Raw genomic sequence first — 11,969 nt, 5'->3', positions numbered from 1 at the left:
GACGTGGTGACCCAGACGGTCGAGGTGATGCGCGGCCTGGAGGGTTCCATGCAGGATGCCGCCGAGGGTATCCAGGCGCTGGACAAGCAGTCCAAGGTGATCGGCGCGATCATCAAGACCATCAGCGACATTGCCGGCCAGACCAACCTGCTGGCGCTCAACGCCGCCATCGAGGCGGCCCGGGCCGGCGAGCAGGGGCGCGGTTTCGCGGTGGTCGCCGACGAAGTGCGCCAGCTCGCCTCGCGCACCAGCAGTGCTACCGAGGAGATCGCCAAGGTGGTGCAGCAAAACGAACAGTTGGCCCAGGCGGCGGTGGACATCATCGACACCAGCAAGCGCCAGGCCGAGCAGGGCTTGGCCCTCGCCGCCGATACCGGAGGGGTGATCGTGGAGATCCAGGAAGGGGCGAAGAAAGTAGTGGATGCGGTGGGGCAGTTCTCCAGCCAGCTCAGTTCCTGACCTGAACCTGTAGGAGCCAGCTTGCTGGCGAACCGGGCGCACCGCGTCGCTCCGGTTCGCCAGCAAGCTGGCTCCTACAGGGATAGCGCGCGGGTCAGCCGCGCTCACGCACCCAGAACAGCGTGGCGCCCGCCACCGCCGCCGGCATCATCAGCACGTTCACACCCGGGATCATCAACGCCAGGTACGTGATCCCGCCAAACCCCATCGACTGCCAGCGCTTCTGCCGCAGCCAGGCCAGCATGTCCTGCCAGCTCATCTTGTTGTTGTCCGCCGGGTAGTCGATGTACTGGATAGCCATCATCCAGACACCGAACACCAGCCACAGCGGCGCGGCGATCACGTTGACCACCGGGATGAACGACAGGATGAACAGGCCGATGGCCCGTGGCAGGAAGTAGCCGAGCTTGCGCATTTCCCGGCTCAGGGTGCGTGGCACCATGGCTAGCAGCTCCGCCCAACTGAAGGGTGGGAAGGTGTCCTGGCCGCGCACCACCACCTCGACCTTTTCCGCGAGAAACCCGTTGAACGGCGCGGCGATCACGTTGGCCAGCAGCGTGAAGGTGAAGAACACCATCAGTAGCACCAGGGCGACGAACAACGGCCAGAGGATGTAGGTGAGGAAGCTCAGCCAGTCGGGCAGGGTGGGCATCAGGCTGTCGACCCACAGGCTGAACTGGTGCCCGGCGAAGTAGATCAGGCCGCCGAACAGCAGCAGGTTGACCGCCAGGGGCAGCAGCACGAACAGCCGCAGGCTCGGGCTCAGGACCAGCTTCAGCCCTTCGCGCAGGTACTGGGGGCCGGAAAGGACGGGGGCTTGCATCGGAATGCTCCGCAGAAGGAAAACGCGCTGACCTTACAGAGTTTGGCGCGGCGACGAAAGGCACGCGGTGGCCGGGAAACGGCCTGTAACAAAGCGCCTGGGCATTGCCTATCGGTTTCTTCCCAGGATAGAGGCTGCCTATGAGGTGGATTGTCGAAGGATATTTCCTTACTCTCTGCGGCCTCGCTACAGTGCGCTCAACTTTTTTGGTTTCAGGACCTGCGCGTTGTAGCCTTCCCCAAGTGCTGCGTGGGTCCCTTTTAATTCCAGCTGGCGCAGCCGGTACACAGGTATCGGCCCGGTGCGGCCGGCTCGACAGGAGTTCGACATGTCCGAAGTACGTCATTCGCGCGTCATCATTCTCGGTTCCGGCCCTGCCGGTTACAGCGCCGCGGTCTATGCCGCCCGCGCCAACCTCAAGCCGCTGCTGATCACCGGCATGCAGGCCGGCGGCCAGCTGACCACCACCACCGAGGTCGACAACTGGCCGGGCGACCCCCATGGCCTGACCGGCCCGGCCCTGATGCAGCGCATGCAGGAGCACGCCGAGCGCTTCGAGACCGAGATCGTCTTCGACCACATCAACGCCGTGGACCTGGCCAACAAGCCGTTCACCCTGCGTGGTGACAGCGGCACCTACACCTGTGACGCACTGATCGTCGCCACCGGTGCCAGCGCTCGCTACCTGGGCCTGCCTTCGGAAGAGACCTTCATGGGCAAGGGCGTGTCGGCCTGCGCCACCTGCGACGGCTTCTTCTACCGCAACAAGCCGGTCGCGGTGGTGGGCGGCGGCAACACTGCCGTGGAAGAGGCGCTGTACCTGGCCAACATCGCCAGCAAGGTGACCCTGGTGCACCGTCGCGACACCTTCCGCGCCGAGAAGATCCTGATCGACAAGCTGCACGCCCGCGTGGCCGAAGGCAAGATCGAGCTCAAGCTCAACGCCAACCTGGACGAAGTGCTGGGTGACAACATGGGCGTGACTGGCGCGCGCCTGAAGAACAACGACGGCAGCTTCGACGAAATCAAGGTCGACGGCGTATTCATCGCCATCGGCCACACCCCGAACACCTCGCTGTTCGAAGGCCAGCTGACCCTGAAGGACGGCTACCTGGTGGTCCACGGCGGCCGTGAAGGCAACGCCACCGCCACCAACGTCGAGGGCGTGTTCGCCGCTGGTGACGTGGCCGACCACGTCTACCGCCAGGCCATCACCTCGGCCGGCGCCGGCTGCATGGCCGCGCTGGACGTCGAGCGCTACCTGGACGGCCTGGCCAACGCCGCGCACTAAGCGTTGCGTTGGTTCGCCGGCAAGCCGGCTCCTAAAAGCCCCTGTAGGAGCCGGCTTGCCGGCGAACAGGACCTACAAAAAAACCGGCCTTATGGCCGGTTTTTTCATATCCGCGATTCGACTTACAGGCTAAGGCGCATCGACAGGTCCACCGCCTTCACATCCTTGGTCATCGCACCGATCGAGATGTAATCCACGCCCGTCTCGGCGATCACCCGCAAGGTGGTTTCGTTCACACCGCCGCTGGCTTCGAGCTTGGCCTTGCCGTTGTTGATGCGCACCGCCTCACGCATCTCATCCAGGGTCAGTTCGTCGAGCATGACGATATCGGCCCCCGCCGCCAACGCCTGGCGCAGCTCGTCCAGGCTTTCCACCTCGATCTCCACCGGCTTGCCCGGCGCGATGCGGTGCGCCGCCGCCACGGCCTGGGCCACGCCGCCGCTGGCGGCGATATGGTTTTCCTTGATCAGGAAGGCGTCGTACAGGCCGATGCGGTGGTTGTGGCAGCCGCCGCAGGTGACCGCGTACTTCTGCGCCAGGCGCAGGCCGGGCAGGGTCTTGCGGGTGTCGAGCAGGCGCACCTGGGTGCCCTCCACCAGGTCGGCGAGCAAGCGCGCGCGGGTGGCCACGCCCGAGAGCATCTGCAGGAAGTTCAGGGCCGAGCGCTCGCCGCTGAGCAGCGAGCGCGCGGGGCCTTCGAGGTGGAACAACGCCTGGTTGGCCGTCGCCCGTTCGCCGTCCGCGACTTGCCAGTGCACTGCCACCCGCGGGTCGAGCTGGCGGAATACCGCATCCACCCAAGCAGTGCCGGCAATCACGCAGTCCTCGCGGGTGATGATGGTCGCCTTGGCCAGGCGCTCAGCCGGAATCAACTGGGCGGTGATGTCGCCGCTGCCGATATCTTCCAGCAGCGCGCGGCGCACATTGGCTTCGATTTCGGCGGTCAGGTCGGCGAGGCGTAGGTTCGGCATGGTCGGCTCCACAAGCTAGGTGCCGGCGATTATAGGGCAGGGGGGCAGCCTGTACAGCTGTCGCGCCGATGACCTTTGGTCAGGTCGTGCGAGCAACCGGGCGAATGCACTGTCAGTGAGGCGTGCGAATGGCGTGCTAGCAGCTATCAGAATTTTCATCGATAATGGCGCCTTGTATTTGGCGTCATAGCTTTGACGACCCCTTCCAGTCGAACAACGTTACATCCAGCAAGGAGTCCGGGATGCATAAAGAAGGCAAGGTGGTGCCCTTGGCGGCCGCCATCGACCGGGGCGTGCGCACGCCCTCGCCGAGCCTTCCCGTGTTGCTCCTGCAAGTGCGCGACAAGGCAGCCTTGCAGCTACGCCAAGGCTTGCAGGCGTTGTTCGACAATGCCGACGACACCCTCTTCGAGATGGCCGACAAGGCCGGCGCCCGGGTTGATCAGAACCTCTACTTCGAAGCCATGCGCGACCTGCGGTTGAAGCGCAAGAGCATTGAGCGCGGGTTCCTCGATCTGTTCCACGAAGCCTTTGCGCTGATTGGCCGGAACGACCTGTTCGATTCGCTGATGCCGACGCCGGGGGCCTGCGGCGAGACCGAACTTGAGCGTTCCATCGTTGTACAGGGCATGGTCGACCAGGTGCTGTCGCGCGACGGCTTTTTTCTCCAACAGCTGAATCAGCGCTTTGCCGTGCTGCTCGATCGGGACCTGGACGAGCGACGTAACCCGCTTGGTCCTGCCCGTCTCTGTGATTATTTCCTGGCGGCAGGGCGCAACCTGGGCGTGGGTACGAGCGTCAAGATGGTCTTGCTCAAACTCTTCGAGCGCTATGTGTTGCGTGATCTCGACCTGTTGTATGGCGAGGCCGGCCAGCTGCTGGCCAGTGCCGGTGTGCTGCCTGACCTGCAACCTGCGCCACGCCGCCGCGCCGAGGACCTGCGCGACATTGCCCGGCGCGTGCCAAACAACCCCGTGCAAGCCGGCGAGGCGGGGGCCGACGCAGCCGGGCAGGCTTTCTTCGCCTCGGTGCAGGGACTTCTGGCGCCTTCGCGGGGAAGCATCGCGCCGCGTCTGCAGGCCGTGGGCTCGGCGCAGCCGATCGGCACGAGCGACCTGCTGCGCCTGCTCACCCACCTGCAGCATTACGTACCTGGCGCTGGCGAGCCGGACGACTTCAACCTCGGCCAGCAGTTGGAGCAATTGCTGCTGCGGGTCAGCGTGCGCAGCGGTACGCGCCGGCGTATCGCCACCGACGACGAGGACATGATCAACCTGGTGGGCCTGCTGTTCGGCTACATCGAGGGCGACGACAATTTACCCGTCAGCCTGCGTGGGTTGATCGGTCGCCTGCACATTCCTCTGCTCAAGGTCGCCTTGATCGACAAGGCGTTGTTCTGCCGCGCCACCCATCCGGCGCGGCGCCTGCTCAACGAAATCGCCACCACGGCCATCGGCTGGGAGAGCGACGCAAACGGCCTGCGCGACAGCCTGCACCTGCGGGTGGAGCGCATCGTCCAGCGGCTGCTCAATGATTTCTCCGAAGATTGCGGGCTGTTCAGCGAGCTGCTCGACGAGTTCCTGGCCTTCAGCCAGGACGAGCGGCGGCGCAACGAGTTGTTCGAGCAACGCACGCGCGACGCCGAGGAAGGTCGCGCCCGTACGCTGCTGGCCCGACAGCGGGTGCAGCATGAGCTGAACCAGCGCCTGCGGGGGCGAGTGTTGCCCGAGGGGGTGCTGCGGATGCTGGTGCAGTCCTGGAGCCAGGTGCTGCTGCTGGCCTGGCTCAAGCAGGGCGAGGCCTCGACGGCGTGGACCGAGGGCCTGGCGACCATCGACACCCTGCTCGTCAGCATTGTCCCGGCCCCTGAGCCAAGCCTGCTGCTTGAGCAGGTACCAGGCCTGCTCAAGGCATTGCGCGAAGGGCTGGCGGGGGTGGCGCTGGACTCGGCGGCCACCCGTGAGTTCTTCCTGCAACTGGAGCGGCTGCACCTGCAGGCGTGCGCGGGGAAGGTGGAGGAGGCCGATGGGGCGTTGGCCCTGGTACGCGTCGAAGACGACATCGTACTGGCCATCACCGACGAGCCGGCCTGCGGGCCACGCCCATGCCTGGATGATCAGGAGCCTGCGTTGCGCCAGGTGCAGCACCTGCGTATCGGCACCTGGGTCGAAGTGCTGGACGATGATGAACCGTTGCGTTGCAAGTTGGTGGCGCGGGTGGATATCAACGACCGCTTCGTCTTTGCCAACCGTACCGGGATGAAGGTGCGTGAATGGAACCGCGCCGGGCTGGCCATGGCGCTGCGTCTGGGAGAAGTTCGCCTGCTCGATGGCGGGTTGCTGTTCGAGCGGGCGCTGGAGGCGGTGCTTGAGGGTTTGCGCCGGCAGCAGGGGCGCTGAAGCCGTAGGACTGTATGTTGGCTGTACTGGCCCTTTCGCCGGCAAAGCCGGCTCCTACAGCGTGGGGCGCTGTTCGCGAGGTGATCCGACGCTTTGCGCTCTGTTGCGGCCCTTACAATGATTCACATGCAATCGGCCGCGCCGGCGAGGCATACTGCGGTTCTGTACCCGGTGTTTTCAGGATCTGCTCCATGCAATTGGACCGTGCGACCGGTTGGTTCTCCGGCGTGACCCGCTGCCCTTCGCCGAACTTCAACGCCCGCCCCGACGGCGAGGCCATCTCGCTGCTGGTCATCCACAACATCAGCCTGCCGCCGGCCTGTTTCGGCACTGGCAAGGTCCAACAGTTCTTCCAGAACCGCCTGGACCCGGACGAGCATCCCTACTTCGCCAACATCAAACACCTCACGGTGTCCGCCCACCTGTTCGTCGAGCGCGACGGCAAGGCGACCCAGTTCGTCTCGCTGCTCGACCGCGCCTGGCATGCCGGGGTATCGCGCTTCGAAGCGCGCGAGGGCTGCAACGACTTTTCCATCGGTATCGAGCTGGAGGGCACCGACGAACTGCCCTACACAGATGCCCAGTACGCCACCCTGGAGCAGCTGACCCGTGAGATCTGCGGCGCCTGGCCGGTGATCGGGCTGCAACGCATTTGCGGCCACAGCGACATCGCCCCGCAGCGCAAGACCGACCCGGGCCCGGCATTCGACTGGCCGCGCTACCGCGCCGCCCTGCAGCGTAACGAGGACAAGGCATGAGTTTCCTGGTGTTGGTGCTGGCGCTGTGGGTCGAGAAGTTCTCCGCCCTGCGCCACCGTGTGCAGCGTGATGGTTTCTTCCTCGGCGAACTGGTGCGCCTGGAGCGCAGCGGCAAGGTCCACCCCTGGTGGACCCTGGCCATCCTGATCCTGGCGCCGGTGGCGGTGCTGGCCTTGCTGCTGCACGTGCTGGAGCCGGTCGCCTATGGCCTGCTGGCCTTGCCGGTGCACTTGCTGGTGCTGGTGTACAGCCTGGGGCGTGGCGATGTTAAGGCGGCCTTGGGGCCGTTTCGCGATGCCTGGCGCCGGGGCGACGACCAGGCCGCGCTGCACGTGGCCGAGCGTGACCTGGGCCTGGCCGCCGATGATGCCCAGGGCCTGATCAAGCGGGTGCAGGGGCATTTGCTGTGGCAGGCCTACCAGAGCTTCTTCGCGGTGATCTTCTGGTACTTCCTGCTCGGGCCGGGCGCGGCGCTGGCCTACCGCCTGCTCGCCCTGACCGCCGACCACAGCCGCCAGCCAGCGCTACAGGCCCTGGCCGGGCAATTGCGCCATGCCCTGGACTGGTTGCCGGTGCGGGTCATCGCGGTGAGTTTCGCGCTGGTTGGCAACTTCGTCGCGGTCACCCGGGTGATGCTGCACGAGCTGCTCGACTGGCATATCAGCGCCGGGCACCTGGTGGCCAAGGTCGGGCGGGTGGCCGACGATATTCCGGAAGAGGAAGACCGCCAGCGCGGGCTGGAGCGGCTGGACAGCCTGTGGGAACTGCTGCTGCGCTGCGCGGTACTGTGGTACGCCTGTTTTGCGCTGTGGACCGTGCTGGTCTGAGCTTTGGCGGCGCCTGGAGCACCTGTAGGAGCGGCTTCAGCCGCGATCACCCGCGCAGCGGGTGCCCACACCGCATCGCGGCTAAAGCCGCTCCTACAGGTGAGCTTAACCATAAGTTACAAACCTTGATTCCAATCTGCGCTATACAAAGCGTTGGGCCATAGATGGCCTAGTGCTACCCCGCAGAACAACAAGAATTCAAGGAGGTGACCTGTGAAGCAGCTGCTCTATCCGGCCATCGCACTGATGAATCGCCTGAGCTTCGGCATGAAGTTCAGCTTGATCAGCGTCCTGTTTTTCCTGCCCATGCTCGCCACCAGCTTCTATCTGGTGCGCGATGCCTACAACCAGTTCCATGCCACCCACGTCGAGCTGCAAGGCCTGCGGCCGCTGGGCGATAGCCTGGCCCTGCGCGGCGACCTGGAAACCCTGGGCAATCTCCTGCAGATCAATGCCGTGCTCGGCCAGTCGGGCCAGGCCGGTGATGTGGAGACGCGCATCGCCGCCTTGCAGGACAAGGTCCAGGCCCAGCTCGACGCGCTCAGGGGCGGCGATTCGGTGATCGAGGCCAAGCGCGGCGAGCTGGCCGATGCCTTTGCCCAGGCGCGTGGCGAGACGTCGCTGCAGAACAAGGTGGCGCTGTTCGACAAGCTTCTGGCCCAGGCCCAGGTGCTGGGTAAGTTGATCGCCAGCCAGGCGGGCCTGAGCCAGGACAGCCAGGCCTCGGTACGCCAGTTGGGGGAATTGGTCGGTAGTGCCACCGCGCAGGTCACCCAGGCGCTGGGCGAGGGGCGGGCGATGGGATCGGTGGCCCTGGGGCGCGGCTTCATGGACTCCTCCGGCAGTGCTCGCTTCGAAGACCTGTTGCAGCGCCTTGAACGGTTGTCCGCCGACTATGCCATCCGCCTCGACGATGTCCTGGCCAGCGATGCTGCCGCCAAGGCCGACCTCGCCGCTGTTGCCCAGGCCAGCCAGGCCACGGTCAAGCAGGCGTCGACGCTGTTCGAAGATCAGGTGGTGGTGGCTGAAAGCCTGGACACGCCGTGGGCCGGCTTCTACCAGCAGACCAGCGACCTGATGGCCCAGACCTACCGCCTCAACGACGCGGTGCTCACCCACCTGCACGGGCAGCTCGAGGAGCGCCTCGGCGAACACCGCCTGCGCATGATCGGCCTGGTGGTCGCGCTGGCCTCGGTGTTCGTGTTGATCATCTACCTCTACAGCGGTTTCTACGTTTCCACCCGCGAAACCCTCGGTAACCTGGGCAGTGCCATGGACAAGGTGGCGGCCGGCGACATGACGGTCAGCTTCCAGGCCCGCAGCCAGGACGAACTGGGTGAACTGGGGCGGGGCTTCAACGAGACCGTGCGGCGCATCCGCGGGCTGATCGAGCAGGTGGGCCACACCGTGACCACGGTCGAGGAACAGGCTGGCCAGGTGCTGTCGGTGTCGGCCCGCAGCAACCAGGCAGTCAGTGGCCAGCGCGAGCAGATCGAGCAAGTCGCCACGGCGATGAACCAGATGAGCGCCACTTCGCTGGAGGTCGCACGCAGCGCGGCATTGGCCGCCGAGGGCGCGCAGCGGGTCAACCATGAAAGTGCCTCCGGCCGGGATCTGGTGGAGAGCCAGCAGGGCAGCATCGCCCGCCTGGCCGGCGAGATCGACCAGAGCGTGGCGGCGGTCAACCAGCTGGCGGGCGACAGCCAGGCGATCGGGCGGGTGCTGGAGGTGATTCGCAGCATCGCCGAGCAGACCAACCTGCTGGCCCTCAACGCCGCCATCGAGGCCGCCCGGGCCGGCGAGCAAGGCAGGGGCTTCGCCGTGGTCGCCGACGAAGTGCGTACCCTGGCCAGGCGTACCCAGGACTCCACCGAGGAGATCGCGCAGATGATCCAGCGTTTGCGCGAGGGGGTCGGGGCAGCGGTGAAAGTCATGGGCAGTAGTCACCAGATGGCTGCTGGCACAGTCGACGAGGCGCGTCAGGTGCAGCAGGCACTGGGCAATATTCTTGGCGCGGTGGGCGGGATCGTCGAGCAGAACCAGCAGATTGCCGCCGCCGTCGAGCAGCAGACGGCCGTGGCCCACGATATCGACCTGAACATCGTGGCGATCAACCGCGCGGCCCAGGACACCACCGAGGGGGCTTGCCAGACCGAGGACGCCAGCCGGGCACTGTCGGCGCAGGTGGTGGAGCTCAAGCGTCTGATCGGAGCGTTCAGGGTCTAGCCGGCAGCGGCTCGACCCCTGTAGGAGCGGCCTTGTGCCGCGAATGGGCTGCGTAGCAGCCCCAGTGACAGTTGTCGTGACGCAGAATGCCGGGGCCGCTTTGCGGCCCTTTCGCGGCGCAAGGCCGCTCCTACAGGGATCGCGTTGGTCTACCAGCCAAAAACCTCACAGGCATTCCGGCTGCTGGCCTCAGCCAACAATCCGACTTCTACCCCCATCACCTCCGCCAATGCCCCCGCAATCGCCGGCAGATGCTCCGGGCTGTTGCGCTGCCCGGGGAACATCGCCGGCGCCATGTCCGGCGCGTCGGTCTCCAGCACCACGCTCTCCAGTGGCAGGCGCGGCAGGGTCTTGCGCAGGCGCAGTGCCTGGGGCCAGGTGGCGGCGCCGCCGAGCCCCAGCTTGAAGCCGAGCCTGATGTATTCCCGCGCCTCCTCATAGCTGCCGGCAAAGGCATGGATGATCCCCGCCCGTGCCGGTGTGTAGCGCTTGAGCGTGGCGATCACCTGGGCATGGCTGCGGCGCACGTGCAGCAGCGAGGGCAGGGCGAAATCGCAGGCCAGTTGCAGTTGGGCCTCGAACAGCGCCTGCTGGCGCGCCGGGTCCAGCTCCGGCAGGTAGAAGTCCAGGCCGAACTCGCCCACCGCGCACAGGCGTGGATCACCGTGCAGGCGCTCCAGCCATTCACGCAATTGCACCAGGTGTTCGGGGCGATGCTGGTCGAGGTAGATCGGGTGCAGCCCCAGCGCGGCGTAGACACGCTGGTCGCGACAGGCCAGGTCCCACACCCGCTGGAGGTTCTCCTGATACACCCCCAGCACCACCACCCGCTCTACGCCGTGCGCCGCCGCGTTGTCCAGCAACTGCTCGCGATCGGCGTCGAAATCAGGGAAGTCGAGGTGGGTGTGGGTGTCGATCAGGCGCATGGTCAGGCCAGGGCGATACGTTGCTTGAAGGTGCGGCCAATGGCATGCACACCGGGTTCGTAGCGTTTGTGCTCGATGGCGGCCAGCGCCAGCTCCAGCGCGGTGGCGGCGATCAGGCCGTGCTGCTGGGCCATGGCGTTGACCGGCAGCGGCAGGAAATCGAGCAACTGGTTGTCGCCGAAGGTGCCCAGCTGCAGTTGGCGCGAATCGGCCGGGCGCGCCTGAAGCGCGTCGAACACCCCTTGCAGCAGCACATAGGAGGTGGTCACCAGGGCATCCGGCAAGCCACCCAGCTCGTCGATCAGTTGCTGCATCAGGCGCTGGCCGCATTCGCGGCTGAACGCTTCGCCCTGGTAGCGGCGCACGTCACCGGCAAAGCCTTGCAGGGCCTCGTCGAAGCCACCGGCGCGGGCCTGGCTGACCGACAGCTCCGGGCGCGCGCCGATCAGGGCGATGCTGCGCGGTTGGGTCTTGAGCAGGCTTTGGGCCAGCTGGCGGCTGGCGTCGCGGTCGTCGCTGATCACCGAGCAGAAATGCGCCGGGTCCAGGCGCCGGTCGATGGCGATCACCGGCAGGCCCTTGGCCTGCAACTCACGGTAGCTGTCGTCCTCCGGAGGCAGGCAGCTGGCGACGAACAGTGCGTCGCAGCGGCGGGCGCGGAACAGCTGCTGCAACTGGCGCTCGCTGTCGGGCTGGTCGTCGCTGCTGGCGATCAGCAGCTGGTAGCCGCGGGCCCGGGCCCCTTGCTCCAGTTGCTTGGCGATGCGGGCGTAGCTGGGGTTCTCCAGATCCGGGAGAATGAAGCCCAGTGTGCGCGTGTGCCGGCTGCGCAGGCCCGCGGCCTGGGGGTTGGGGGTGAAGCCGTGGGCCTCGACCACCGCGCGCACGCGCTCGACGGTGCTGTTGCTGATGCGCTGCTGTTCGGCCTTGCCATTGATGACGTAGCTGGCGGTGGTCACGGACACACCGGCCAGACGGGCGATATCGCTGAGTTTCACCGAATTTTCCTTGTTATTTCCGGGGCTGACTGCTTGCCTGACCGGGTAGTTTCACCCATCGGCAGGCCCGCGCGCAGACGACCATTGTCGCAATTGTCCGACAGGATGGGGCTTTTTCGTCGGAAGATTATCGAGTAACGTGGCCACTTGGTCAGATTAAACGATTCAGCACTGGAAATTTTTCTGCCGAGAAACCAGTTGTTTGCCCGCCATGCTGATCGTTCGAGCGGTATCTAGCCGCCAAATCCACAACAATACCTGGGTCGCCGACGTGGGCGCCGCAAAAGGAGA

General features: G+C 65.8%; 10 protein-coding genes. 6 read left to right on the top strand and 4 right to left on the bottom strand.

Annotation, left to right across the window (positions count from 1 at the left end):
• The first annotated feature begins 27 nt into the window (after positions 1–27).
• A complete protein-coding gene (locus NGM28_RS28955; RefSeq protein ID WP_431196945.1) occupies positions 28–459 on the top strand; it encodes a methyl-accepting chemotaxis protein in 432 nt (143 codons plus the stop codon).
• Between the two features lie 94 nt (positions 460–553).
• Here NGM28_RS28955 and cysZ read toward each other — a convergent pair whose 3' ends face one another.
• Positions 554–1,282: a sulfate transporter CysZ gene (gene cysZ, locus NGM28_RS11730; protein WP_240066314.1), complete on the bottom strand. Its 729-nt coding sequence runs from the start codon at positions 1,280–1,282 to the stop codon at positions 554–556.
• A gap of 328 nt (positions 1,283–1,610) precedes the next feature.
• Here cysZ and trxB point away from each other — a divergent pair, with 328 nt between their 5' ends.
• Positions 1,611–2,573 carry a thioredoxin-disulfide reductase gene (trxB, locus tag NGM28_RS11725; protein ID WP_240066315.1) on the top strand — a complete coding sequence of 321 codons (963 nt, stop codon included), beginning with the start codon at positions 1,611–1,613 and terminating at the stop codon, positions 2,571–2,573.
• Positions 2,574–2,695: 122 nt separating this feature from the next.
• Here trxB and nadC read toward each other — a convergent pair whose 3' ends face one another.
• Complete coding sequence (gene nadC / locus NGM28_RS11720) at positions 2,696–3,544, bottom strand: carboxylating nicotinate-nucleotide diphosphorylase (protein WP_240066316.1); 849 nt, start codon at positions 3,542–3,544, stop codon at positions 2,696–2,698.
• Positions 3,545–3,786: 242 nt separating this feature from the next.
• On the opposite strand from nadC, the gene NGM28_RS11715 reads away from it, so the two are divergent.
• The 4 genes from NGM28_RS11715 to NGM28_RS11700 all read left to right on the top strand — a co-directional run bounded on the left by NGM28_RS11715 (position 3,787) and on the right by NGM28_RS11700 (position 9,754).
• Complete coding sequence (locus tag NGM28_RS11715) at positions 3,787–5,943, top strand: DUF1631 domain-containing protein (protein WP_252090238.1); 2,157 nt, start codon at positions 3,787–3,789, stop codon at positions 5,941–5,943.
• Between the two features lie 191 nt (positions 5,944–6,134).
• Positions 6,135–6,701, top strand: coding sequence for a 1,6-anhydro-N-acetylmuramyl-L-alanine amidase AmpD (ampD, locus tag NGM28_RS11710; RefSeq protein ID WP_240066318.1), 567 nt, complete (start codon positions 6,135–6,137; stop codon positions 6,699–6,701).
• The gene (gene ampE, locus NGM28_RS11705; protein WP_240066319.1) at positions 6,698–7,528 is read left to right on the top strand and encodes a regulatory signaling modulator protein AmpE; all 831 of its coding nucleotides are present in this window, start codon (positions 6,698–6,700) and stop codon (positions 7,526–7,528) included. The genes ampD and ampE overlap by 4 nt, the downstream gene beginning before the upstream one ends.
• A 213-nt stretch (positions 7,529–7,741) precedes the next feature.
• A complete protein-coding gene (locus NGM28_RS11700) occupies positions 7,742–9,754 on the top strand; it encodes a methyl-accepting chemotaxis protein (RefSeq protein ID WP_240066320.1) in 2,013 nt (670 codons plus the stop codon).
• 149 nt (positions 9,755–9,903) lie between these two features.
• Here the strand turns inward: NGM28_RS11700 and NGM28_RS11695 are convergent, their stop codons facing one another.
• Complete coding sequence (locus tag NGM28_RS11695) at positions 9,904–10,680, bottom strand: TatD family hydrolase (protein WP_252090236.1); 777 nt, start codon at positions 10,678–10,680, stop codon at positions 9,904–9,906.
• 2 nt (positions 10,681–10,682) lie between these two features.
• A complete protein-coding gene (gene cra, locus NGM28_RS11690; RefSeq protein ID WP_240066322.1) occupies positions 10,683–11,678 on the bottom strand; it encodes a catabolite repressor/activator in 996 nt (331 codons plus the stop codon).
• Positions 11,679–11,969: the final 291 nt, after the last annotated feature.

The sequence above is a fragment of the Pseudomonas sp. MWU13-3659 genome (assembly GCF_023757525.1).
Classification (GTDB): Bacteria; Pseudomonadota; Gammaproteobacteria; order Pseudomonadales; family Pseudomonadaceae; genus Aquipseudomonas; species Aquipseudomonas entomophila_E.
The sequence above is the reverse complement of the archived record's forward strand: the minus strand, read 5'-3'. Positions and strand labels throughout refer to the sequence as shown.